Origin of the sequence: Acinetobacter sp. C13 (assembly GCF_016809775.1) — a bacterium.
Lineage (GTDB): Bacteria > Pseudomonadota > Gammaproteobacteria > Pseudomonadales > Moraxellaceae > Acinetobacter > Acinetobacter pittii.
Genome location: NZ_JAFBJL010000003.1, coordinates 112,304 through 137,766 on the forward strand (window position 1 = coordinate 112,304; position 25,463 = coordinate 137,766).

The 25,463-nt window shown below is 39.3% G+C and carries 25 protein-coding genes; 14 read left to right on the plus strand and 11 right to left on the minus strand.

Features of this window, described 5'->3' with window-relative positions; all coding sequences use genetic code 11:
• The first annotated feature begins 69 nt into the window (after positions 1-69).
• Positions 70-1,227, plus strand: a complete 1,158-nt coding sequence (gene hpxO / locus JGE69_RS10340; RefSeq protein ID WP_057069017.1) for an FAD-dependent urate hydroxylase HpxO — start codon at positions 70-72, stop codon at positions 1,225-1,227.
• A 52-nt stretch (positions 1,228-1,279) separates the two neighbouring features.
• Here hpxO and JGE69_RS10345 read toward each other — a convergent pair whose 3' ends face one another.
• From JGE69_RS10345 to puuE, 5 genes are all read right to left on the minus strand, one after another.
• On the minus strand, positions 1,280-2,005 hold the full coding sequence (locus JGE69_RS10345) for an outer membrane protein OmpK (RefSeq protein WP_199113337.1): 726 nt from the start codon (positions 2,003-2,005) through the stop codon (positions 1,280-1,282).
• Positions 2,006-2,126: 121 nt separating this feature from the next.
• The gene (locus tag JGE69_RS10350) at positions 2,127-3,494 is read right to left on the minus strand and encodes a nucleobase:cation symporter-2 family protein (protein WP_199113339.1); all 1,368 of its coding nucleotides are present in this window, start codon (positions 3,492-3,494) and stop codon (positions 2,127-2,129) included.
• A 24-nt stretch (positions 3,495-3,518) separates the two neighbouring features.
• Complete coding sequence (gene uraH, locus JGE69_RS10355) at positions 3,519-3,842, minus strand: hydroxyisourate hydrolase (protein WP_199113344.1); 324 nt, start codon at positions 3,840-3,842, stop codon at positions 3,519-3,521.
• On the minus strand, positions 3,839-4,342 hold the full coding sequence (gene uraD / locus JGE69_RS10360) for a 2-oxo-4-hydroxy-4-carboxy-5-ureidoimidazoline decarboxylase (protein ID WP_199113345.1): 504 nt from the start codon (positions 4,340-4,342) through the stop codon (positions 3,839-3,841). Before uraD ends, uraH begins: the two co-directional genes overlap by 4 nt.
• A 99-nt stretch (positions 4,343-4,441) precedes the next feature.
• Complete coding sequence (puuE, locus tag JGE69_RS10365) at positions 4,442-5,407, minus strand: allantoinase PuuE (RefSeq protein ID WP_199113346.1); 966 nt, start codon at positions 5,405-5,407, stop codon at positions 4,442-4,444.
• A gap of 252 nt (positions 5,408-5,659) precedes the next feature.
• On the opposite strand from puuE, the gene JGE69_RS10370 reads away from it, so the two are divergent.
• The 4 genes from JGE69_RS10370 to dsbD all read left to right on the plus strand — a co-directional run bounded on the left by JGE69_RS10370 (position 5,660) and on the right by dsbD (position 9,334).
• Positions 5,660-6,010, plus strand: coding sequence for an HPF/RaiA family ribosome-associated protein (locus JGE69_RS10370; protein WP_001019316.1), 351 nt, complete (start codon positions 5,660-5,662; stop codon positions 6,008-6,010).
• 153 nt (positions 6,011-6,163) lie between these two features.
• On the plus strand, positions 6,164-6,709 hold the full coding sequence (locus JGE69_RS10375) for an ankyrin repeat domain-containing protein (RefSeq protein WP_005066773.1): 546 nt from the start codon (positions 6,164-6,166) through the stop codon (positions 6,707-6,709).
• 12 nt (positions 6,710-6,721) lie between these two features.
• Positions 6,722-7,489 carry a transporter gene (locus JGE69_RS10380; RefSeq protein ID WP_086266276.1) on the plus strand — a complete coding sequence of 256 codons (768 nt, stop codon included), beginning with the start codon at positions 6,722-6,724 and terminating at the stop codon, positions 7,487-7,489.
• Between the two features lie 18 nt (positions 7,490-7,507).
• On the plus strand, positions 7,508-9,334 hold the full coding sequence (dsbD, locus tag JGE69_RS10385) for a protein-disulfide reductase DsbD (protein WP_199113347.1): 1,827 nt from the start codon (positions 7,508-7,510) through the stop codon (positions 9,332-9,334).
• Here the strand turns inward: dsbD and JGE69_RS10390 are convergent.
• Both JGE69_RS10390 and JGE69_RS10395 read right to left on the minus strand, forming a co-directional pair.
• Positions 9,329-10,522, minus strand: a complete 1,194-nt coding sequence (locus tag JGE69_RS10390) for a GGDEF domain-containing protein (RefSeq protein WP_199113349.1) — start codon at positions 10,520-10,522, stop codon at positions 9,329-9,331. The two genes, dsbD and JGE69_RS10390, sit on opposite strands and share 6 nt — an antisense overlap.
• A 172-nt stretch (positions 10,523-10,694) precedes the next feature.
• A complete protein-coding gene (locus tag JGE69_RS10395; protein WP_086355271.1) occupies positions 10,695-11,606 on the minus strand; it encodes an alpha/beta hydrolase in 912 nt (303 codons plus the stop codon).
• A 152-nt stretch (positions 11,607-11,758) separates the two neighbouring features.
• On the opposite strand from JGE69_RS10395, the gene JGE69_RS10400 reads away from it, so the two are divergent.
• Positions 11,759-12,196, plus strand: a complete 438-nt coding sequence (locus tag JGE69_RS10400) for a DUF2147 domain-containing protein (RefSeq protein WP_002121971.1) — start codon at positions 11,759-11,761, stop codon at positions 12,194-12,196.
• Between the two features lie 38 nt (positions 12,197-12,234).
• On the opposite strand, the gene JGE69_RS10405 is transcribed toward JGE69_RS10400, so the two are convergent.
• Entirely contained in the window at positions 12,235-12,585 is a 351-nt protein-coding gene (locus JGE69_RS10405; protein WP_078224905.1) for an arsenate reductase, read from the minus strand.
• 452 nt (positions 12,586-13,037) lie between these two features.
• Entirely contained in the window at positions 13,038-13,862 is an 825-nt protein-coding gene (locus JGE69_RS10410) for an exodeoxyribonuclease III (protein WP_002122009.1), read from the minus strand.
• A 38-nt stretch (positions 13,863-13,900) separates the two neighbouring features.
• Here JGE69_RS10410 and pyrE point away from each other — a divergent pair, with 38 nt between their 5' ends.
• From pyrE to JGE69_RS10425, 3 genes are all read left to right on the plus strand, one after another.
• Positions 13,901-14,551, plus strand: a complete 651-nt coding sequence (pyrE, locus tag JGE69_RS10415; RefSeq protein ID WP_000211305.1) for an orotate phosphoribosyltransferase — start codon at positions 13,901-13,903, stop codon at positions 14,549-14,551.
• A gap of 365 nt (positions 14,552-14,916) precedes the next feature.
• Positions 14,917-15,684, plus strand: a complete 768-nt coding sequence (locus JGE69_RS10420) for a helix-turn-helix domain-containing protein (RefSeq protein ID WP_199113351.1) — start codon at positions 14,917-14,919, stop codon at positions 15,682-15,684.
• Between the two features lie 250 nt (positions 15,685-15,934).
• Positions 15,935-16,621, plus strand: a complete 687-nt coding sequence (locus JGE69_RS10425; protein WP_227602423.1) for a sterol desaturase family protein — start codon at positions 15,935-15,937, stop codon at positions 16,619-16,621.
• Between the two features lie 433 nt (positions 16,622-17,054).
• Here the strand turns inward: JGE69_RS10425 and JGE69_RS10430 are convergent, their stop codons facing one another.
• Both JGE69_RS10430 and JGE69_RS10435 read right to left on the minus strand, forming a co-directional pair.
• Positions 17,055-19,241: a TonB-dependent receptor gene (locus JGE69_RS10430; protein WP_199113355.1), complete on the minus strand. Its 2,187-nt coding sequence runs from the start codon at positions 19,239-19,241 to the stop codon at positions 17,055-17,057.
• 230 nt (positions 19,242-19,471) lie between these two features.
• Positions 19,472-19,684 (minus strand): DUF1737 domain-containing protein, encoded by a 213-nt coding sequence (locus JGE69_RS10435; protein WP_002122004.1) that lies wholly within the window; start codon positions 19,682-19,684, stop codon positions 19,472-19,474.
• 160 nt (positions 19,685-19,844) lie between these two features.
• Between JGE69_RS10435 and gshB the strand changes: the two genes are divergently transcribed.
• From gshB to JGE69_RS10460, 5 genes are all read left to right on the plus strand, one after another.
• A complete protein-coding gene (gshB, locus tag JGE69_RS10440) occupies positions 19,845-20,789 on the plus strand; it encodes a glutathione synthase (RefSeq protein ID WP_199113357.1) in 945 nt (314 codons plus the stop codon).
• Between the two features lie 237 nt (positions 20,790-21,026).
• A complete protein-coding gene (gene murG / locus JGE69_RS10445) occupies positions 21,027-22,124 on the plus strand; it encodes an undecaprenyldiphospho-muramoylpentapeptide beta-N-acetylglucosaminyltransferase (protein WP_199113359.1) in 1,098 nt (365 codons plus the stop codon).
• 11 nt (positions 22,125-22,135) lie between these two features.
• Positions 22,136-23,584, plus strand: a complete 1,449-nt coding sequence (gene murC, locus JGE69_RS10450; protein ID WP_199113361.1) for a UDP-N-acetylmuramate--L-alanine ligase — start codon at positions 22,136-22,138, stop codon at positions 23,582-23,584.
• Positions 23,585-23,621: 37 nt separating this feature from the next.
• Positions 23,622-24,548, plus strand: coding sequence for a D-alanine--D-alanine ligase (locus JGE69_RS10455; RefSeq protein WP_002121862.1), 927 nt, complete (start codon positions 23,622-23,624; stop codon positions 24,546-24,548).
• A 2-nt stretch (positions 24,549-24,550) separates the two neighbouring features.
• On the plus strand, positions 24,551-25,405 hold the full coding sequence (locus JGE69_RS10460; protein WP_002122049.1) for a cell division protein FtsQ/DivIB: 855 nt from the start codon (positions 24,551-24,553) through the stop codon (positions 25,403-25,405).
• Positions 25,406-25,463: the final 58 nt, after the last annotated feature.

The window sequence follows — 25,463 nt, forward strand, 5'->3', positions numbered from 1 at the left end:
AATAAATTTTGAACGATGGCATGTTTTTAGCATAAGCACCCTATAGGTGAATATCTATAGGAGCGTGTTATGAATGTGGTGATTATTGGTGCGGGAATGGGAGGTCTAACCACAGGAATTGCATTAAAGAAATTTGGTCACCAAGTTCGCATTTTTGAGCAAACTGAAAAAATTCTTCCTGTCGGCGCGGCAATTTCGCTCTGGTCGAATGGTGTGAAATGTCTGAACTATCTAGGATTAACTGACAAAATCGCCAAACTTGGTGGACAAATGGATGATTTGGCCTATGTGGATGGTTTAACTGGAGATGTGATGACACAATTCAGTTTATTGCCATTAATTGAAGAAGTGGGCCAACGACCTTATCCGGTTGCACGTGCTGATCTACAAAATATGTTGATGGATGAATTTGGTCGTGATCAGATTTATTTAGGCAAAAAAATGGTCAGCCTTGAAGACAAAGCTGATTCTGTAGAAGTTCATTTTGCAGATGGTAGCTCAACGCAGGCCGATCTATTAATTGGGGCGGATGGCACTCATTCACTTACACGGACCTATGTGTTGGGGCAGCAAGTACAGCGTCGTTACGCAGGTTATGTAAACTGGAACGGTTTGGTTGAGATCTCTGAAGATTTGGCTCCAGCCCAGCAATGGACGACTTATGTGGGCGAAGGCAAGCGTGCCTCCCTAATGCCAGTTGCAGATGGAAAGTTCTATTTCTTTTTAGATGTGCCTTTACCAGCAGGGTTAGATAATAATCGAGATGAATATAAAAAACTTTTAAAACAATATTTTGTTGATTGGTGTCAACCCGTACAGCAGCTTATTGAACGCTTAGACCCGCAAAAGACCAATCGGGTAGAAATACATGATATTGAACCGTTCACTCAATTTTATAAAGGTCGCGTGGTGATTTTGGGTGATGCTGCACACAGCACGACACCTGATATTGGGCAAGGCGGTTGCCAGGCCATGGAAGACGCGATTTATTTAGCGCGTTCTCTGCAAATTAACACTTTAGGGCTAGAAGATGCTTTGCGACGTTATCAAAACAAGCGCAATGAACGTGCTAATGAATTGGTACTTCGTGCACGCAAACGTTGTGATGTGACGCATATGAAAGATGAAGCCGTTACTCAAGCTTGGTATGAAGAATTACGCCGTGAACAAGGTGGACATATTATGCAGGGGATTATTAGCAATATTGTGGGTAATCCACTTGATTAAAAACAAAAACAGCAAGGAATTTTCCTTGCTGTTTATCTTCTAAATCTAGATTTTAGAAGTGGTATTTAACCAATGCACTAACGTTATTTTCATCGGCACCTTTAATACCAAATTTATTATTCCACACTGAGTGCTCGATACCGAGGTATAGGCGTGTATCAGGAGAAATGTGTTTACCTACATTCCATTTCCACTGAGTTGTCCAGTTCAACTCGCTCGCATGGTCGCCTTCAGCAGTTGACCAGTCAAGGAAACCATCTACCAAGAAATCTTCAGATGCGAGTTTAAATGGAATACCATAAACGAACGTCATTTGATAATCGTCGTCAGTTTTCTCATTATTCGCACGGTAGAAGTTTAAATTTGCATATTGGAAATATGGGATATCTAAATCAACTGCAAAACCATACAAGAAGTTGTCGAAGTTTTGGCCAGTTTGAGTATTACTTTCCCAAGTGGTACTGATCAACACATCTTTAATTGGGCCATATGCCAGTTTTTTACCAGACACTTCGCCTAAGCTTAAACGTGGTGATAACTCAAAATAAGTACTTTTATGATCATCTTCGCCACGCATGTGGTCCATGAAGAAAAATACATCAGCATATTTAACTTTTGCTGCATATTCCAAAGTAATGGTGGTTTCTTTGTCATCTACAACTTCATAGTTTTCACCATAAAGTCCAGTCACGCTAAAATCTTGCCAGATTGGTTTTGCCTGAACCATGGCAGTTGCAGATAACAAGGCACAAGTCGCCGCAAGTTGCTTTAATTGCATTTAAATGATCTCCCCCCAAATAAAGCACGCTAAGGATACAGGGTCTTAAGCAAAAATGAAGCCAAATTTGATCAACGGTTAAAAAAAAGCCCACCGAAGTGGGGCGCTAAAAACTAACTCATTAATGTGTATTTCGTGTGTTTATTGTTTGGCTCAAATGCGGGGTACGCGAGCTGCGAAATGAAGGTAAGTGATTAAATAACAAATTCAATAAGATAGCAAAGATACAAGTCGAACTAATACCCGAATGGAACAAAGTTTGTACCCAAACTGGGAAATGAGCATAAAATTCATGGTTAATAATTGGAATCATCCCAGCTGATAAAGCAGTTGCTACAATAATCAAATTTTTCTGATCGTTATAATCAATTTTTGCCAAAGTGCGAATTCCGCTTGCTGCAACCGACCCAAATAAGACCAAACCCGCACCACCAAGTACTGGCATAGGAATTGCCGCAATAAGGCGGCCCATAACAGGTAATAGACCTAAAATAATGAGAATGACACCGCCTGCTGCCACGACAAAGCGGCTTTTGATGCCTGTAATTGCCACTAGTCCAACATTTTGGGCAAAAGCACTTTGCATGAATGAACCAAAGATAGGAGCAATCGCGCTTGAAAACATATCTGCACGTACACCATTGGCGATACGTTTTGAATCGACTTCGGTTCCTACAATGTCTCCGACAGCAATAATATCGGCTGTAGTTTCCGTCATAATCACCAAAGTAACGATTAGCATCGATAAAATTGCACTTAGCTCGAAAGTTGGTAAACCAAATGCAAATAAGTGTGGAAATTGCAGCCATGCGCCTGAGCTCACCTGACTAAAATCTCCAAAACCCATAAAGTAGGCAAGGGTAGTACCAGCAACAATAGCCAACAAAATTGATAAACGGCGAATACTTGCTTGTGGCAGCATATTTAGAATAATCACAATGCCTAAGGTCAGCAAAGCTAAAGAGATATTCTCGACGCTACCCCAATCAGGTGCTTTGTTGTTGCCACCCATCATCCAGCGAATCGCAACGGGTAACAGAGATAACCCAATAATCGTGATGACACATCCCGTCACAACAGGTGGAAAAAAACGAATAATTTTTGAAAAGTAAGGTGCAAGGCATAGTCCAATTAAAGATGCGGCAATAACCGCGCCGTAGACAGCAGGTAAACCACCGCCTGTAGTGATAATAGCAACCATGGTTGCCACACCAGCAAAAGACACACCTTGCACCAGAGGTAATTTTGCCCCTAGATATTTGGTTCCGATGGTTTGTATGAGAGTTGCCAACCCGCCTACAAATAAGGCTGCTGCAATGAGCATTCCGACTTGTGCTGCGCTTAAGCCAGCTGCCGTTCCAATAATTAAGGGCGGGGCTACAATACCCCCATACATGGTGAGTACATGCTGTAAGCCGTAAGCAAAACTTTTGGAAATTCCTAAATATTCATGCTCTGGAGAAATCGCATTCTTTTGCTGATAATTCATATTTTTCTCCTATTTATATTTGAGTTAGCTGCCGCGATAAGTGGAGTAAGCAAATGGACTAATGAGTAATGGAATGTGGTAATGCTGATTGGTGTCTTCTATAAAAAATTGGATACAAACACGTGGGAAAAAAGTCTTAATTTGCTGCGATGAAAAATAAGGAGCAATTTCAAATTCAAGCTGATAAGCACCTTTTGCAAAGTCTGTTATTCCAAAATCACTCACTCGACCATCTTGATTGGTGGTGGCTGTCGCTATCAGCTCATGGGTTGCTGCATGAAACAACTTCACTTCTACGTCTGCAGCTGGTTTACCTAAATTCGTATCTAAAATATGAGTGCTGATCATGCTTGTATTTCCTGATATAGACGTAATAGAGCAATCGCTGCAAGTTGCTCATGTACAATTGTTTTTTCGATAGCTAAGTCGTTTTGTAGTCGTTTATGTAGCTTTTTTAAAATTTCATCGCTACTGAGGCCTGCCGCTTTAATTAAAAAAATAAAGCCAAACTTTTGTTCATAATCAAGATTACCTTGAAGCAGAGCTTGTTGTGTTAGTTCATCTAAAGAAATGCCAGCTTGTTCTTTAGATGAAAAATCTTGCTCTTTTGCATTGAGTTGTTTTTTAGCTTGGCGTTCACCAATTTTTGGATGGGTTGCTAATGCTGCCAGTATCTCTTGCCATGACCACATTTGACTTAACTGTTCTGCATATTCCAAAAGAGATGCTTTTGTTGAATAGGGACGATTTGAGATGATTTTTTCGGCCCATGCTTGAATGTGGACACAGTTTTTTAACAAAGTCTTGAGTTGTTCTGGTGGGGCTTGATTAAACTCGGCTAAAAACACTGTTATTCCTAAACTCGTTGTCTTGATATAGAGTTTTAGCAATAACAGTGCCAATAGCGAGTTTTAATTCGTTTAAGGATTTTGAAAATTAAAAATCAATTATTTAGTTATGTGATTTTTATACCAATGTTCAGCAATTTCCTGGCGACGACATATCCAGACCCGATCGTGCATTTGAATATAGTCGAGAAATTTCTGTAGTGCTTTAAAACGGCCCGGACGCCCTAAAATGCGGCAATGCATTCCAATCGACATCATTTTTGGTGCAGTTTCTCCCTCTGCATACAACACATCAAAACTATCTTTCAAATATTGAAAAAACTGTTCTGAACTATTAAAGCCGCCCGGTGAACAGAACTTCATGTCGTTACATTCTAAAGTATAAGGAATAATCAGATGAGGGCGTGATGCACCTGTAGCATCGGTAAGCGTTGTCCAAAAAGGTAGGTCATCACCATAATAATCTGAGTCATATTGTAATTGTGGAAACTCTGCGAGTAACTGACGTGTATTGGGGCTGTCACGTCCGGTGTACCAACCTATCACTTTATTTTCAAAAAGGTTTTCTAAGACAGTTAAAGCCTGCTCCATATGCTGTTTTTCGACTTCAATATTAGTATCTTGATAGTGAAGCCAGCGGTAACCATGAGAAACCACATCATAATCAGCTTGCTTAATTGCTTCTACAATATAAGGGTTGCGGGCCAGTGCCATTGCAACCCCAAAAATGGTCATTGGAAGTTTGCGCTTTTGGAACTCATTATGAATGCGCCAAAAACCAGCACGTGAACCATATTCGTACATAGAGTCCATCGACATATGTTTGGCTGGGTAACTTGCAGCGCCAATAATCTCTGATAAAAACTGTTCTGAGCCCTCATCGCCATGCTCTATATGTTTTTCGCCACCTTCTTCATAATTAAGAACAAATTGCACAGCAACCTTGGCATTATTAGGCCATTTAACCTGTGGTGGTTGCCCGTGATATCCGATTAAATCACGTGAATAAGGAGACTTCTGGATTTGCTCAATAAGCTCTGCTCCAGATAGATAAGATTTGGACACGATTGCTCTCCTTTTGTTCAATTTTTCATAAAAATTTAAAAAATCAGCTTGCATATTTTTATAGATGGACTGATATTGAAGGTATGAAGATCTTCAAAATAAATTAAAAGCAGTACGTTTAAGTCAGGAGATAACAAACCATTACACCATCAAAATGTACAATTGAAGTCAGTTCATGCATGCTTAAAACATGCCAACATAAAAAAGTTTTGCATAGAAAAGATCCACAGTAAGAAAGAGAGGATGGTATTTATGAATATTGAAATCCGCACAGATAAAAACATCCATAACAGCGAACGTTTAATTACTTATGTACGTGCAGAACTTACTCAAGAATTCCAACGTCATAGCGAACGTATTACGCATTTTTCGGTTCATTTTAGTGATGAAAATGGGGACAAAGGTGGTGACAAAGATATCCACTGTATGATTGAAGCGCGTCCTTCAGGTTTGAAACCAGTTGCAGTACATCATAAAGCAGGAAATATTGACGCCTCGATTCATGGCGCGATTGAAAAATTAAAACGTAGCCTTGAACATACTTTTGAGAAAAAAGAACACCCGAGAGGTGGTCAACCAGAATTCATTGATGATGAAGTTTAATTTAAAATGCTAAAAAGCCCTTCGGGGCTTTTTTTATATTTAATGAAAATAAAACTATTCACAACATTAGGTTTGCAATGCGATGCAATCAACCTCTAAAATCTTCAGAAGAGATTAGGCATAATAGTCCTAATATATTTTTGAGAGATGGTCATGTTAACCACCCAGCAGCAAGCTTTAATTAAAGCCATAGAAGAATTAGAACTCGCGCAAGTGCAAAAATTACTTGCTGAAGGACTTGATCCGAACTTTATTGATCCGGAACAAGGGCCACCTGTATCAATCATTTGTGATGGAATTTTTAAATGGTGGGAAGATGTATCAGAAGCTTATGAAGCGGGTACACCACTATCAAAAGAAGAAAAGCAACAATCATTACAAGTTTACCTCGATATTCTCGAAGCTTTGATTCAAGCCAAAGCGAATGTACACCTTTGGGATGCAGAAGAGTTTTATGGTCCTTTATGGGATGCGGCAAGCTCGGCATGTGCGCCAGCTGTCCAACGTTTATTAAATGAAAAAGTTGATCCAAACACACGCGATGAAGAGGGACTCACTATTTTATCGTCAATCAGTCAGTTGTTCTTTGATTGTGACTTTGATGAAATAGATTGGTCAGAAGCGCTTCAAGAAGAGCGTGAAACATTAGAGTTATTGCGCCAACATGGGGCAAAAATGTCAAAAGAACTAACTACTTGATTGGATAATAGAATGAGAACATTTCAAATTTTAACTTTTGCTCTGACCACTGTTGCTGCTGGAAGTACTTTCGCTGCGGAGTTTTCTTTTGACCGCCCAGGTGCAGGCTTTGGAACAGGGATTACTCCAGTTGGTAAATTGGCTTGGGAACAAGGTTTGCCAAGTGCAACTTATACAGAGTCAACGGTTGATGGCGTTAAAGAAAAGACCGTAACTGTAAATGAGGATATGTTATTCCGTACCGGTTTAGCCGAGGGCTTGGAATTACAATTAGGTTGGCAAGGTCCAGCATGGACTCAAACCAAACGGGCTGGTAAAAAACATGACACTTCAGGCTTTGGTGATGTCAGCATTGGTTTGAAAAAAGCAATTGATCTAAAAGATGAAAACTTATCAATGGCTGTGTTAGCTGAAGCGATCATTGCCACTGGAAATGATGAATTTACTGCACATGACGATATTTATAGCCTAAGTTCAGCAGTCGCTTATAAATATAATGACTTAGTAGGCACATCAATTACCATGCGCTACGAAGTACAAAATAGTAACTGGGCAGTAACTGCAATCCCGACGATTGATTATAAAATCGCAGGTAAGCTGTCAGGTTATTCTGAGTTTATTTACCGTAAAGCTGAAAGCCAAGACTACGAATATGGTTTAGGGACAGGTTTAGTCTACGCCGTAAATGATCGTACTCAGCTCGATGCAAGTATCGGGGTTGATTTAGAAGGTCAAGACAAGAGCTACAACGGTGGCTTAGGCGTGGCATTCTTGTTCTAATCGAAGCAATTTAAATTTATGTTAATGAAAAAGCTTATTCATCAGGGAATTCTTTATTTTCTAGCAGTTGCTGTTTGTGTGTTTAGCCAGTTGGTTTCTGCGCAAGATAAGCTACTCTCACCCGAACAAGCTTTTTCATTTTCGGTTGAATCTTCTGAGCCGCATACTGCGAGTTTGTCTTGGCAGATTCAGCCAAATTATTATCTTTATCAGCATAAATTTTCCGTACAACAAGGTACTCAACCTTTAACTTTAAAGTTACCTAAAGCGGTTGCCCAATATGATGAAAATTATGGGCAAAGTCAGGTTTACTATCATCAAGTTAATTTCCAAATTAAGACTAAGCCTTCAGAGCACTATAGTGTGACTTGGCAAGGCTGTGCCAAAGACCGTATTTGTTATCCACCTCAAACCATTGAGTTTCAAACCGATGCAGATGGCTTGGTGGGTGTGCAAAACCAAGCAGGAACAGCGCCAAAACGATTACTAGATTTAGCGAATACGCAATCCGACACTTCCTCGGGTTCAGAATCTTTAGAAAAAGAGCAGAGTACAGAGACGGCAGCTGATACAACTACACCTCAAATTGCGCAAGATCAGATTTGGTCAGCCAAGTTAATTGAACACTCGCTTTGGTATGGAGTTTTATTATTTTTAGGTTTAGGCATGTTGCTCGCATTTACGCCATGTTCTTTACCGATGCTTCCTATTTTAACTTCACTGATCATTCGCGAACATAAAGGTTTAAAGGCTTGGACCATTGCGCTTACTTTTGTGTGTAGCATGGCATTGGTTTATGCAGGCTTGGGTTTAATTGCTTCTTCGGCAGGCTTAAATTTCCAACGTTGGCTACAACAGCCAGCGACTTTAATTGCTTTTAGTTTGCTGTTTATTGTTTTTGCTCTGAACTTATTTGGTTTGTTTGAGCTTCGTTTACCTCAGACATGGTTAAACCGACTTGACCGTATTCAGTCGATGCAACAAGGCGGCACTTTAGTAGGTGCTGGGGTTATGGGTGTCGTTTCTGCGCTTTTGGTGGGGCCTTGTATGACCGCACCTCTCGCTGGAACTTTATTATTTATTTCTCAAACGCAAAATCAGTGGCAAGGTGCTTTGCTTTTATTCTGCCTAGGCTTTGGAATGGGAATTCCGCTATTGCTGGCAAGTATTTTAGGGGCAAAATTCTTGCCTAAAGCGGGCGACTGGATGCATCAGATTAAAGTAATTTTTGCTTTTCTGATGTTGGGATTAAGTCTTTATTTTATTCGTCCTTTGCTGCCAGATTTGGGCATGCAAGTGCTTAGCCTCGTATTAGGCCTTGCTTTTATAACCTATGCTGTTTATCAGTTTTTCTGGAAAAAAGGGCAGCTACAGTGGCTCTATGCGATTTTATTATTAATCGTTACCCCTTTTGTAGCCTATAACCAATATCAACATATTCAAAATCGAACTTTGCAAAGTTCTGCCCACATGGCCGAGTGGCATATTGCAACAACAGCAGCGGACTTTGAAAAATTTCTAGCGGCAGCGCCTACTGATCGGGCTATTGTGGTTGATGTCTATGCAGATTGGTGTGTTGCTTGCCAACCGATTGAGCACCGTATTTTAAAAGCACCTGAGGTTCAATCTGCTCTTGCACCTTATTATTTAATTAAGCTTGATTTGAGCCATTATGACCAGTCGCATGAAGCACTACTCAAGCAGTGGAATATTTTAGGACCACCGACCTATTTATTTTTAAGTCCAGAGCAAAAAGAGATTCGTGCTTTACGTTTAACGGGCGCTTTTAGTCAGCAAGAGCTTTTGCAGCAACTTGCGAGTTTGGCAAAATTCAAAGAATCATAAGGTATCGATAGCTTCTGTCTGATGAAATGTACGTACCTGATTACGTCCTGAAGCTTTTACTGCATAGAGTGCTTGGTCAGCCTGCCGAATAACCAGATAAGGATCTTGTGCAAAAGCTGAACTGCTTATTCCAAAACTCGCACTAATGTGAATAGGATTATTTTGAGCGGTAAAAACAGGTAATTCTTGCAAGGCTTGGCGACAACGCTCAGCAATTTTTTCTGCTTGAATAATATCTGTATGGGGGAGTAGTAAAATAAATTCTTCTCCACCAAATCGACCAATAATATCCTCGTTACGCAAATTCTCAGAAAGACATTGAGCAATTTCAATTAAGACCTGATCACCTTGATGGTGGCCGTATATATCATTAATTTTTTTAAAATGATCGATATCAAGAAGTACCACTGCATAATCAAATTGTTGTTGGTGTAGCGACTCTAAATGTGTGTTTAAACTACGTCTATTTAATACATTGGTTAAAGGGTCGATTTGGCTTAGACGTTGAATATAAGTTTCTCGCTGACGCCATTGGGTGAGTAATATTTCAAATAAAATAAAACAGGCCAATAAAATAGGCATAATAAAAAAAGCCATACTTCCTAACCAAAACGGATTAGTTTGGGCTCGTTGCATAGCAATAAGATTAAATAATGGCGCATAAGGCAAAACACCTTTCATGCTTAGATACGTACATATTGTTAAAATAATCGTCGCAGGTATAAGGGCGCTATAAACAATTTTTCGCTCGAATAACACCAAACCCACACCGATGGTACCTACATAACCGACCATAGTGGCTGGACTGATACTGCCAATTAAATATCCATCGTGGCATAGCATGAGTGCAAAGAACTGTACACTAATCAAAGGAATAACTTTTTGAGCCCATTCATCATTTTTGTACCGATAACAGGGGATTATCAAAGCGCCTAATAAAAATAAAGTAAATAAATTGAGCAAGATTTGTGATTCAACTAAAGGCAGATTTGCCCATTGCCAAACGCTTGGCGTAATTAAAATATAGCCTTTCCATAAAATCCAACTGAAATTCATTGCACAGGCAAGTGTGAGCATCAGTGCACTTTTTTGTAATGGAGTCCAGTTGATAATGTGATTATTGTGGATGAAATCGATTATCACCTGTTTTGTTCTATGTATTGGATGAGTGATTAAACGATTTTTCATAGTAAGTAAGGGCTCCTAAATATAGATGCCTCTTTGTTAGACCATCCTAAAATTGGATTGTATAAATAATTTATATTTTAAACATAACATGATTTTCAATTTATACATGATGTCTTTTATAAAGAAAATGATGTGAAAAGTTTTGGGACTATTCACATCATTCATCAGTAAATTAAGTTTTATCAAGCTCATGGGCAAATTCAGCAATATCTGCCAATGCTTGTTTAGCTTCATCAAACCAAGCATTAAACATCTGGAAGTTATGCCACATGCCCGTATAAAGTTTGAATTGAACGTTAACACCAGCATCTTCAGCTTTTTCTCTAAAACGCTTGGCATCGTCTAATAATATTTCTTTAGAGCCCACTTGAACCAAAGTTGGTGGAAGACCATGCAAATCGTCGAAAATAGGTGAAACACGCGGGTCATCGGCTGCGATGTGATTGCCTATATAGTACTGAGTGCCTGTTTGTAGGGCTTCAATAGATAATAAAGCATCATGTTTTTTGTTAAACCGAAGAGACTCACTCGTGAGTGTTAAATCCAAAAATGGAGACAATAAAATCAGGCCACTCGGCATGAGTTCGGGTTGTTCTTTTAAACGCAAGCAAAGTGCTAGCGCTAAATTTGCCCCGCATGAGTCACCCGATAAAATAATATCTTTTGGTTGGATGCCTTGGACCACTAAAGACTGATAGATGTCGTATAGAGCTTCGGTTGCCTCAGGGTATGGATGCTCTGGTGCAAGAGGATAATCCACATGGATAATCTGCATTTGAGTACGGGCAGCTAAATCCGTCATAAAAGCATGATGTGTTTTGACACTACCAAGGAAAAAAGCACCGCCGTGAATGTGAAAAATTAGTTGAGTCGCAGAATCTTGCGGCTTGATTTCTTCACCTTTAATACCTGCTAGTCGAATCGGGCGCACGGATACATTTTTTTGTCGTGGGAAAGCACGACACATCTGATCCAGCACAGGGCGTAAGGCAGTAGCCGGCAAATTTAGCTGGCTTGGCTTGCGAATTGTTGTTTTAAGAAAAGTTTCTGTAAAATAATATTTCCAAACATTTGATATATTCATATAGCATCCATTTTTATGCTAGTTTCTTGTTTTCTTGTAAATTTTATTTTGCAAGATTACAAGGTTACACGAAACAGTCACATTCAAAAATTGCAATATCTTTGCGACTTCTGAATACTAAAAATCTTGAAAGACCCAAGGATATTACAAAAATGAAAAAGATTGCTTTAGCTTTAGGACTCATTGGTATGGCTGCATTTGCCAATGCGGCTGATTCACTCAATGGAACGGTATGGAAAACGATTGATGATCAGACCAACAAGCCAAAAGCCGTAGTGAAATTTACGGAACAGAAGGACGGAACCTTAACAGCAACCATCCAAAACATTTTGACACCAGGTGAAGAAAACGCTTGTACAAAATGTGAAGGTCCGTACAAAAACAAACCGCTTAAAGGTGTCACCATTGTACATAATTTAAAAAATGTAGGTGGTAACAGTTATGAAAACGGTACGATTTTAGACCCAAAATCAGGTAAAACTTACAAACTGAAAGGTGAGTTAACCGATGGCGGCAAAAAGCTTAAATTACGTGGTTATATTGGCGTTTCTGCACTTGGTCGTAACCAAACGTGGATTCGCGCGAACTAAAAGTTTTAATAAAAAAACGAGCCAAAGGGCTCGTTTTTTTAGGCTTGAATATTTTGATAGGCGGTTTCATCGAAACCTACAATAAAGCCTTGTGAAGTTTTTAAAACAGGTCTTTTAATCAAACTTGGTTGAGCAATGAGTGCTTCAATGAGGTTTTCTTCACTGCTTAGAGCACGATTTTGTTCTTCTTCTGAAAGCTTGCGCCAAGTCGTTCCTTTTTTGTTGAGAACGGTATCTTTTCCAATTTCTTTTAACCAGATTTTTAAAGTATCTGCATCAATGCCTTGTTTTTTATAATCATGAAAATCGTAGTCAAGCCCTTTAGCCTGTAAGGCATCAAATGCTTTTTTCATTGAGTTACAGTTTTTAATTCCATAAATTTTTAACATTTTATCGGACCATGTCAAAAAGAGAGAGCACACAGCCTAACCCAAAATGCTTTTAATCACTACTTTATACCGATACTTTTAAAACAAATGAAAATTAATGATTAATCGAAAGAGAAATGTCATGTTATTGTCATAAGACAAGGTAATAATGAGCTTAATAAGAAGAAGTTAAAACTAAAAGAACTTAGCGCGAAATAAGAGACAGAAAAGAGAAAACCCGCATTTAATCATCCTGATCATGCGGGTCTCATTTCAACGTCCAATGTCACATCCTTGCAAATAAACTTATCATAAGTTTATTTTATCTTCCTACGGCGTCCTATCCTTTTGCGTCATCCTGACTGCTTCCCTGTGCCGTGGGGCTATAATGCCGTTAAAGCTGTGTAAGAAAAATACTCAAAAACGACATATGCTGTAAGCGAAAACGACAATGTAAGTGAACGAGTGTTCACTTATTCTTGAATTTTATAGTCGATAATAACGGGTGCATGGTCGCTAAACCATTGATCTTTATAAACCCAAGCATTAATTGTACGTGCTTTCCAGTCTGGCGAGCATGCATGGTAATCAATACGCCAACCTACATTTTTTGCACGAGCTTGACCGCGATTTGACCACCATGAATAAAGTTCTGCTTCTGTACGAACTACACGGAAAGTATCGACATAGCCAAGTTCATCATAAATATGGTCAAGCCAAGCACGTTCATGTGGCAAACAACCAGATGATTTCTGGTTACCTGACCAGTTTTTGATATCAATGCGTTTATGAACAATGTTGTAGTCACCACAAATGATGACTGACTTGTTTTCATCACGCCATTGTTTCAAGATTTTTGCGTATTCACCTAAAAATAAATCTTTACGTGCTTGCGCTTCTTCACCACTTGAGCCCGAAGGTAAGTATAATGATGCAATATGTACCGGATGTGACAAACCTAAATCGAATTCCGCGGAAATAAAGCGGCCTTGACTGTCAGCCAACTCAAACCCTAAACCATCTTTAACAGAGACGAAGGGTAGGCGGCTATATATCGCAGTCCCCGCGTAACCTGCACGTTCTGCTGGAAAGAGATGGGTATGCCATCCTTCGGGTCTGAATTTTTCAGTCCATTGTTCATGGGTAATGCGGCTTTCCTGCATGCATACGACATCGGCATCTGATTGTTCTAACCATTCAAGTAAGCCTTTCGTTACTGAAGAACGTAAGCCATTTACGTTAATGGAAACGACTCGAAGAATTTTTACATCACTTGGATACTGATCCTTTGGTATCATGCGAAAATTTAACCTCAATTGTGAATTTGGAGCACCTCATGACAACGCCTGTGTCATTTCACCCGCAAGCATTTATCGAACTCGCATTATCACGCGGTGTGCTTAAATTTGGTGAGTTTACTTTAAAATCTGGACGCGTGAGTCCTTATTTTTTTAATGCAGGCCTACTCAACGATGGTGAAGCTTTATCTCTTTTAGCGCAAGGCTATGCTGATAAATTAACACAATGTGAAAATGTTGATGTGATTTTTGGACCAGCTTATAAAGGTATTCCATTTGTAGCGGCGACTGCTGTTGCTTTGTCTCAAGTCCATAACAAAAGCGTGCCATGGGGCTTTAACCGTAAAGAAGCGAAAGATCATGGTGAAGGCGGTGTATTAGTTGGTGCTGCGGTTGAAGGTAAAAAGGTCTGGATTATTGACGACGTAATTACCGCAGGTACAGCGATTCGCGAAGTGGTAACAATTTTGAAAAATGCTGGTGCAACTATTGCGGGTGTGTTGGTTGCGCTAGATCGTCAAGAACGTGGTCAAGGTGAGCTTTCTGCAATTCAAGAAGTTCAAAAAGAATTAGAAATACCTGTGCATGCCCTCATTACCATGAAGGACTTAATGGATTATTTAGAAGCAAAAGGTGAAAAAGAAGCGCTAGCCAATATGCAAGCTTATCGTGAAAAATATGGAATTTAATAATTAGCTATTAAAAAAGGAAGCAGTGGCTTCCTTTTTCATTTATCAGAGGATTAAATGGTTGAGTAGATTTCATTAAATTTGTAAAAAATGGGTTGAATCATAGTCGTGGAACGTGAAAAATCATGAAAAAGCCCGATCGAGTGTGACTGGGTTTTAGTAAGTGAAATAAGAAATTGATTTAAAAAGAATTTCGTATGACTGCATTATGTTAACTCTAGAATTTCTTAAATTAAAAGAAATCAAGTTTTTATTTTTGAGGACTCTTAAATTTTATATATTCCATCTCAATACTAATATAACTGAATTATTTAAATATCTTTATAAACCATTCAATTTTAGCGTTAATCTTGTAAAATATAAACATGATAAAAAAAGAGCAGCTATCACATTGGCAAGGTCAGATGGCTATTGGTTTGGGTTACGGTTATTTTTGTGGACAAGCAGGAGATAACAGACCACATCGACATCTTGCGCACCAGATCACTTTTCCCCTCGATCCACTAGAATCTATGCAGATTATTGGATACGAGCAGTTATATACGGGTAGGGGTTTTTTTATTCCAGCAAATACCGTGCATCAGTTACAGAAAGGCAAGTATTGCTCGATTTATTTGGATGGAAATTATTATTTAGGGCAGGCTATACATCAATTTTTTGCCTCAACTTCTCAGATACAAATACTGCCAACAACGCTTCTGGAGCAATTGCAGCTTTATTTTTTGCATACTAATAATATTACCAAAGCCTTTGCTCAATTACAGTGCTATTTTGATTGTATGGTAGCTAGTGAACGTGCTCAATTAATGAATGGTTATATCTATCAACATCTATTATATAATTATGTTCCTTCACGTCAGGAGCTGGCAGCGTTACATCACTTATCTGAAAGTCGTCTAGCACATTGGTTCAATTCCCATTTTGGTATTTCATTACGTAGTTATCGCAAGTGGTTACGCTTGATTATTGCACTTAAAAATCTACATGAAGAAAATAATTTAACTGCAGCAGCGTATCAGAGTGGCTTTACCGATCAAGCACATTTTTCTAGAACCTGTATGCAAATGTTTGGCATACAACCTTCGGCTATCAAAAACATTCAAAACAAGATGATCTTGTTGCCTGAATCTTAAGTAAATTCACTTTTTAAATAAAATATAGCCGTTTTATTCAATTTAAACATCAAACAATCCTGCATGGTAGTGATCAATCTAAATAGAGGACATCATCATGCTAAAGTATAGTCATTTTTTAATACGTTATTTGAGTTATCCGATTTTATCTGTTACGACCTTAGCAATAGTATTATTGATGGCTTATCAAAAAATACCCTATTGGCCATCCGCACTAGTATGCATTGTATCCATTAGCGCTATGGTTGCAATGTTAGAGCGCTTTTTGCCATATCAACAAAAATGGTTACATGATCAAGAGGATACATTCACTGACATTTTTCATGCGATTTTTAATGTAATACTTATTCTAATAACCGCAACAATTTTACAATTTATCCTTAAATTCGAGTTTTTTTCTAAATTATGGCCTATTCAATGGCCAATATGGGTACAATTTTTACTGGTGGGGATAATTATCGATTTTGGTTTATGGTATATGCATAAACTGAGTCATCGTCGGCGCTGGTTGTGGAAATTACATGCCATTCATCATCAACCTAAACGCTTATATTGGTTAAATGGTGAAAAACGTCATCCATTAAGTGCGATTGCACTAGCAACACCTAGTTTATTGGTGTTAACGATATTAGGGGCACCAACCTTGCTGATAGGTTGTTGGCTAACCTTTACTGCGGTACATTTAAGTTTTCAACATGCCAACTTAGACTATCGGGCAGGGCCATTAAAACATGTATTTGCTGTTGCTGAAGTACATCGTTGGCACCATAAACAGGGCTTTGGCAGTAAAAATTTTGCCGAGGTTTTTGTGATTTGGGATCATATTTTTGGCACTTTTCACTACGAAGAAAAAGCAGTTTCCGCAGATAGTTTGGGCATTCGTACCCCTATATCGAATCGATATTTCAAGCAGTTGTTGTGGCCATTTAAAAAATAGCTGTAATCATAGTTCTTGGACTATGAAATGGTCTAATTAAATCATCAATAACTTTAGAATTATCAGGTATTGATGATTTAAATTTTCATGGGTAGAAGTTGAAGTAACTAAACGACAAACTGAAGGGTTGGTGAGAAATCACAGCAAATGCCAATTGGTATATGACTTTTAATTTTAAAAAGTACCGTGCTGAGCTATCTAGAGTTTAGCCTTATTTAATAGTTCATTTAACATAATGGCGAATCTACGAAATCTTTCTCATCACACTTTTTACACTCTAGCATCATGCCTAATTTCTCTTTGTATCCTTGTTCAGTCATCCCAAAGGTGAAAAAGAAGCGCTAGCAAACATGCAAGCTTATCGCGAAAAATACGGTATCTAAAAAGAAAAAGGCATACCTCTAAATAGGAGTATGCCTTTTTAATATTTTTTTTAGAACTGATAATTCAAACGCAATAACACATTACGTGGTGTGCCTGGCATACTGTCTGAACGCCAGTACTCTTTATTGGTTAGATTATTCACCGCAAGTGTGACATTCCACGGATCTGCACTATAGCCAATCGCCGCATCGACACGGTTGAACCCTTCCATTTTTACTTGATTATTAATATTTGGATAATAAGAGCCCACATAGGTCACACCCACTTCGGTATACCACTGTTCAGTTGGTAAATAGCGAATAAATAAATTACCCGTGTTTTTAGATGTGTTGGCTAAATAGTTGCCTTCTTGTTCAGGTTTTTGTTTATCTTCTTTTACTTTTGCATCTGTGTAGCCATAACCACCGCGCACAAAGACATTATCAAGTACGCGGCCAATAAAGCTAAATTCAAGACCACGAGATTGATGCTGACCCGCAGTTGCCCATACTTCTGGTTGCTCATTAGGATTTGGTTTATAGCGGATATTATTTTTACGAATATCAAAGATAGAAAATTGAGTATTTAAACGATTATCTAACCATTCACTTTTTACACCCACTTCATATTGCTCGTTATATTGAGGCTCTTTATCCATTTTTGTGACATCGGTGCTTCCAGTGACTTGGTTAACACCCATTTGTCCACCAAACGGTGCAAAGCTCTTAGAGTAAGACGTATAAAAGCTATGTTCAGGAAGCGGTTGCCATACCAAACCAACATTTGGGCTAAAGCTGCCATCTTTTACATTACGGTGTTCTTTTGTCAGCTTGTTGGTGGTTGAAAAGTCAAAGTAATCGTAGCGCACACCCAGCATGAGTTTAAGTTGGTCATTTAGACCAATTAAATCTTGAATAAATACGCCGTAAGTTGTGCCTTCATTATAGTTGTGCTGTTTCATCACTAATGGGCCACTGCCACGACTGTACTCGCGGTCCCCTGTGATCGGATTGACGTAGCCGTAAATAGATCCATCTTTGGTAGCGTTCGCTAGACGTGGCTCTCGTTGCTCATAAGTCCAGTCTGTACCCACCATAATTTGGTGTTCAAGCGAGCCTGTTTTGAACTTGCCCTTAATATCAAAGGTATTGGTGGTGGTCTTATTGCTGGTTTGTTGCCAGTAGTAAATTTGGTCGACGTAACCTTTTTTAGTACAAGACTCATTCTTTGAGTTTTTACCATCTAAACCACAATAAGTTCCAAAATAAAAGTGGTCAAAGTTCTGTTCTGCTTGTCGGTAACTTGCTGCCCAGTGAAAGTTCCAATCAGGCGCATATTGATAATTCACATCGGTGCGGACCACTTGCAAAATATCATCCACATAATCGCCGTCTTGGGCAAATCCCATTTTAATTGAAGTCCCTGCAGGCAGAATGTCACGTGATGGTCCGCGATCAGGTACACGACCTAATTTGTCATAGGTGTATTGTGTGGTCCAAGTGAGTGTTCCATCGTCATTTTTATAAGTAAAACTTGGTGAAAACATTTCAATTTTATTTTCAATACCAGAGCGGAAGCTGCCTGACTCACCATATTCTCCAGTTAAACGTACTGCTAAATTGTCATTAATGACTTGGTTAATGTCAGCCGTTGTTCCGTAGTTATCATATGAACCAGCGTACGCACCAACTGAACTTTTAGAGTCAAAATTGGCGAATTTACTCACCATATTCACAACCCCGCCGCCAGCACTACGGCCATATAAAACAGAGGCGGGGCCTTTTAAAATTTCAATACGTTCGATATTTGCTGTACTACGACGTACTTGTCCGCTTTCACGTATGCCATCACGGTAAATATCACCTGTATCAGCACCAAAACCACGAATCGTGATCCCATCACCGCGCATATCATAACTGGTTGATACCCCTGGGGTGCCTTGCAGCATCACGCTTAAATCATTCGATCCATAAATTTTATATTTCTGAACATCAATTGTATCAACGGTTTGAGGAATATCTTTTTTGTCTAAACCATTGCGTGTGACATTGGCTTTATCATAGTCGATATAACTTTTAATTGGGTCGAGTTCACTCATGGCCTCAATTTTTATGGTAGGCATGGTGGCTGCCACTTTTGCGGCTGAATCAGTCGGTTCCTCTGCGTAGGCACCTTGAATATTCAAGATCATTAAACTAAGTAAGCTCAGTGGGAAAAGACGCTTCATTTGGGGAGATGGTATAGAAATTCTTAACATAAAAATAAAATCAATTAACAAAAATAAAAGTATAAATGATAATTATAATCATTTAATTGTTTAGAATAAAAGAACTATTATCTTAAAAAATGACATATTTATTTTTTAATAACTGATTTTTAATAAGTTAATTAGCAAATTAAACGAATTGTATGAGTTGACGCATTAGTTTTTCTTGTTAATTGGGTTTTAAAGGGGACTTTTTATCGATTAAAAGCACCCTTCTGGAATTACGCGTTATTTTTGAGAACATCTAAAATATCCATTTCTGGATCATAATTTTCATCAATTGTTTTGCAAATTGCTTGTCCCACAATGACATGCGTGCCATTAAAGGTCATAGTGGGTGCTTCATATAACTCCCAACCATGATTCAGAGCTTTAGTTACTCGCGCACAAAAAGCAGAGTCATCAGGACCAGTTAAATAGCGATAAAGTTTCATGTTTAGCCTTTAAAAATAATATTTTATGATCATAGTTTAACTGAATTTACCTTAATTCAAGATAAAGAAATAACCGATAAGGTTTTACTGAAATTAAGAAAAACCAGTGAAAAATCTCAGTTATACTCATGCTAATTTAAATTTTAAGAAGAGCTTGAGCATGCGTGTACTTGTCGTCATGGATCCGATTGAAACCGTAAACCTTAAAAAGGATTCAACCATGGCAATGTTGTGGGCGGCGAGCCGTCGTGGACATGAATTAGGTTATGCATTACAACAAGATTTATATATCGATCAAGGCAAAGCTTACGGCCTCATTTCACCGTTAAAGGTGTTCGAAGATTACAATCACTACTATGAGTTAGGCGAAAAGAAAAAAGAATCTATCGCGGCTTACGATGTTGTGCTCATGCGTAAAGATCCGCCGTTTGACATGAATTTTGTCTACACGACTTATGTGCTTGAGCAAGCTGAGCGCGAAGGTTCATGGATTATTAACAAGCCTCAATCACTGCGTGATTGCAATGAAAAACTTTTTGCAACGCAATTTCCAGAGCTACAAGTGCCTACACTTGTAACATCGCAACAAAGTTTAATTCGTGAATTTATTAAAGAACATGGCGATGTAATTGTTAAGCCACTTGATGGTATGGGTGGTATGGGTATTTTCCGTTTATACCAAGACGGTGTAAATATTGGTTCTACCCTAGAAATGCTTACAGAGCTAGGTACTCGTCCAATTATGGCTCAACGCTACATTCCTGAAATTGTAGAAGGGGATAAGCGTATTTTAATGGTAAATGGCGAACCTATTCCTTACTGCCTAGCTCGTATTCCACAAAATGGTGAGGTGCGTGGCAACTTGGCGGCAGGTGGTCTAGGCCAAGCGCGTCCGCTTACTGAAAATGATAAGTTGATCGCAGCTAAAATTGGCCCTTTCTTGCGCGAAAAAGGTTTAGTTTTTGTAGGCTTAGATGTGATTGGTAATTATGTCACTGAAATTAATGTCACTAGTCCAACCTGCATCCGCGAAATTGATGCTCAATTTGGTACATCAATTGCCGATGATCTATTTGATGTATTAGAAGCTGGCAGTACAGCTTAATTATTTATTTCAGGTGATTTTCAGCGGTATTTATTGGAAATCACCTGAAAATATATGAATTAATAAAATAACAATACTAAATACACCACAGCTTTGTAGGCATATTTTCAAAAAAGCACATCTTTCTGTTATAAACGAGTGAAATTAGCTTTTCGTTAATGAAGCTTTAGGATTAAAATAAACGGCTACAAAAATAGATGACAATTTCCATTGTTTTTTGAGTTGAAGAATTAGACCGTGACCGATTCACAGCAAAGCAAACCCAAACATGTCATGATGATGGCTGCCGGTACAGGTGGACATGTTTTTCCAGCCCTCGCCGTAGCCAAACAACTTCAACAACAAGGTTGTCAGGTTTCATGGTTAGCCACGCCAACTGGTATGGAAAATCGGTTATTAAAAGATCAAAATATTCCAATATATCAAATTGATATCCAAGGTGTTCGTGGCAACGGATTAGTCCGTAAAGTTGCTGCACCTTTTAAAATTTTAAAAGCCACTTTTAGTGCAATGCGCTATATGAAACAACTTAAAGTTGATGCGGTTGCAGGCTTTGGTGGTTATGTCGCTGGTCCAGGTGGTTTAGCCGCACGTTTGTTAGGCATTCCTGTACTTATTCACGAGCAAAATGCAGTTGCAGGTTTTACCAATGCGCAGTTGTCTCGTGTTGCTAAAGTCGTATGTGAAGCATTTCCAAATACCTTTCCTGCTGGTGGAAAAGTCGTTACAACAGGAAATCCTGTACGTCATGAAATCACAGATATTTTAAGCCCAAAGTGGCGTTATGATGAGCGTGCGCAAGCAGGACAGCCTCTAAATATTCTAATTGTTGGTGGTTCTTTAGGTGCCAAAGCACTCAATGAACGCTTACCTCCAGCATTAAAACAATTACAAGTTCCACTCAATATTTTTCACCAGTGTGGTCAGCAACAAGTTGAGGCAACTCAAGCACTTTATGCAGATGCACCAGCTAATTTAACTGTACACGTTTTGCCGTTTATTGAAGATATGGCAAAAGCTTATAGTGAAGCGGATTTAATTATTTGCCGAGCTGGAGCACTCACAGTAACAGAAGTTGCAACAGCAGGTGTGGCCGCAGTTTTTGTACCACTCCCTATAGCAGTTGATGACCATCAAACTGCAAATGCCAAATTTCTGGCGGATGTCGGTGCTGCGAAAATTTGCCAGCAATCGACCATGACGCCAGATGTTTTAAATGAATTGTTCACTTCGCTGATGAACCGCCAATTACTTACTGAAATGGCAGTGAAAGCGCGTCAACATGCCCAACCAAATGCGACTCAGCAAGTGGTTGATCTTATCCAAAAAATGTAATCGGATTTACTATGTCTCCATCAACAGCTGCGAACCAAGCAAAAAAACTGATTAAAGTGCCTGAAATGCGCCGTATTAAACACATTCATTTTGTGGGGATCGGTGGCGCTGGGATGTGTGGCATTGCAGAGGTTTTGGGTAACCAAGGCTATAAAATTTCCGGTTCGGACATTAAGGCGTCTAAAACTACAGAACAATTAGAGAAAAATGGCATCAAAGTTTATATTGGCCATCAACCAGATAATATTAAAAATGCCAATGTGCTTGTAGTTTCTACAGCAATTGATCCGGAAAATCCGGAAATTAAAGCTGCAATTGAACAGCGTATTCCAATTGTACGTCGTGCAGAAATGCTAGGTGAGCTTATGCGTTACCGTCACGGTATTGCTGTGGCTGGTACACATGGTAAAACCACAACTACAAGTCTTTTGACGACGATGTTGGCGGAAGAAAACCTTGATCCAACTTATGTTATTGGCGGCTTACTTAACAGTACAGGCGTAAATGCAGCGTTAGGTGAAAGCCGTTTCATCGTGGCTGAAGCTGATGAATCAGATGCATCTTTCCTTTATTTGCAACCAATGGCAGCGATTGTAACCAATATCGATGCTGACCATATGGATACCTATGAAGGAAGCTTTGATAAATTAAAAGATACGTTTGTACAGTTCCTTCATAACTTACCATTTTATGGCTTGGCTGTAGTTTGTGGTGATGATGCAAATATTCGTGAAATTCTGCCGCGTGTAGGCCGTCCGGTCATTACTTATGGTTTTAATGAAGATAATGACATTCGTGCAGTTGATATTGAACAAGATGGTATGCAATCGCACTTCACTGTGTTACGTAAAGGTCGTGAACCATTGCGTTTAACAATTAATCAACCAGGCTTACATAATGTTTTAAATGCCTTGGCAGCAATTGGTGTTGCCACAGATGAAGGTGTTTCTGATGATGCAATTAGCCGTGCATTAGAGGGATTTAGTGGTGTTGGCCGCCGTTTCCAAGTGCAAGGTGAATTTGAACTTGCTGATGGCAACGTTAAATTAGTTGATGACTATGGACATCATCCAAAAGAAGTAGAAGCAACAATTAAAGCTGCTCGTCAAAGTCATCCGGACCGTCGTTTGGTTATGTTGTTCCAACCACATCGTTATTCTCGTACCCGCGATTGTTTTGATGACTTCATTGAAGTGCTCTCTCAAGTCGATCAATTATTATTGTTGGAAGTTTACCCTGCTGGTGAAAAGCCTATTGTGGGTGCAGACAGCCGTACTTTAGCGCGTAGTATTCGTTTACGCGGACAAGTAGAACCAATTTTGGTTGATCCGGTGGAAGGTAATTTGCAAAACATCATGCAAAATGTGTTACAACCAAATGACTTGTTATTAACGCAAGGTGCGGGTAACGTGGGAGCAATTTCAGTAGAACTTGCGCAACACCATTTGTATGTGAAATAAACAAAAAGTATTGAATTATCGGGTTAAGGATTTAAACGTGTCAAATGCTACAAAATTCGGCAAAGTTGCCGTGTTATTTGGTGGGAAATCGGCTGAGCGTGCTGTGTCTTTGGATAGTGGTCAGGCAGTTTTGGACGCTTTGTTACGTTCAGGTGTTCAGGCTGAAGCATTTGATCCACAAGACCGCAGTGTGACTGAACTTGTAAATTATGATCGTGCATTTATTGTATTGCATGGTCGCGGGGGTGAAGATGGCCAGATTCAAGGTGTACTTGAATGGTTAAATCTGCCTTATACAGGAACAGGTGTGCAAGGTTCTGCTATTGGCATGGATAAAGTTAAAACCAAGCAAATCTGGCAAGGTAGCGATTTACCTACAGCGCCATATCGCATTATTACTAAAGAAACAGATTTAGATGCGGTGATTGCTGAGTTAGGCTTACCTGTCATTATCAAACCTGTACATGAAGGCTCAAGTGTCGGCATGAGTAAGGTTGAGAAAGCAGAAGACTTTGCTGCAGCAATTGAAAAGGCGACTCAGCACGATGCTGTGGTTATGGCAGAAAAATGGATCACCGGTCGTGAGTTCACAATTTCATTCCTAAATGGACAACCTTTGCCTGTCATTCGTTTGCAACCACCAGCAGATGTTGCTTTCTATGACTATGAAGCGAAATATCAACGTAATGATGTAGAGTATGGTATTCCTTGTGGTCTTAGTGAGACTGAAGAGAAAAACCTACAAGCATTGTGTTTACGTGCTTTTCAGGCCGTTGGTGCAGAAGGCTGGGGTCGTATTGATGCGATGCAGGATGAGCAAGGCAATTTCTGGCTTTTAGAGGTAAATACTGTGCCAGGTATGACCAGTCACTCTTTAGTTCCAAAAGCTGCTAAAGCTGTTGGTTATAGCTTTGATGAATTGTGCGTTGCAATTCTTGAGCAAACATTGGAAGGTACGGCTTAAATATGGCACAACTTCCGGCTTCCATGCGCCGTAAACGTGCGGCTATCACCTCTATTCATGATAAACCGCCTACGCGTAAGCAGAAGCTTGCGAATGCTGGTGGATGGGTGCTGTTGGTTATTGCTTTTGTAGTGCTGGCAGTCGGAATTTATGGGCTATATAAAGTTATTACAGATGCAACAGTTGCAAAACTAGAAGTTGTAGGTTCGGCGTCTTCGGTTGAAACGCAACAAGTGATGCAACATGTTGCTCCAATTATAAAAGCAAATTATTTCACATCTGATTTAGAACAGATTCGTGACAAAACATTAGAAATTTCATGGGTAGACCGAGTTGTCGTATCTCGTGCTTGGCCCAATGGTATTCGTGTCCGTGTCATGCCTCGCCATGCTATCGCCCGTTGGGGAACAGGTCGCTTATTAAGCGATGGTGGCGATGTATTTAGTGAGGCAGAGCCGACGAATCATCCTGAACTTCCGTTGCTTCATGGGCCGGTAAGTCAGTCAAAAATGATGATGCGACGCTATAATGAAATTAATCAATTATTCCATCCTGTTAATTTACGCTTAAAAGAGTTATATCTGACTGAGCGAATGACTTGGTTTATGCAATTTGATTCTGGTTTACGCATTATTGTTGACCAAGATCAAACAATGAATAAGTTGCAACGTTTAAGTCATCTGGCACAATCTGACTTAAAACCGGTGTGGTCGAAAATCTCAGCCATTGATTTACGATATCGTAATGGATTATCTATTCAATGGAAGAACGCAACACCACCTAAAATTGTGAATGGTCAGTTTGTTGTAACGAGTGATGACACAAGCATTGCAGGTGGAACAAAAGCAAAGCCATAATACGTGGCTTTAAAATAGGCAATTTGCCTGGTATTAAACAACAAAGAAATGGTATGAG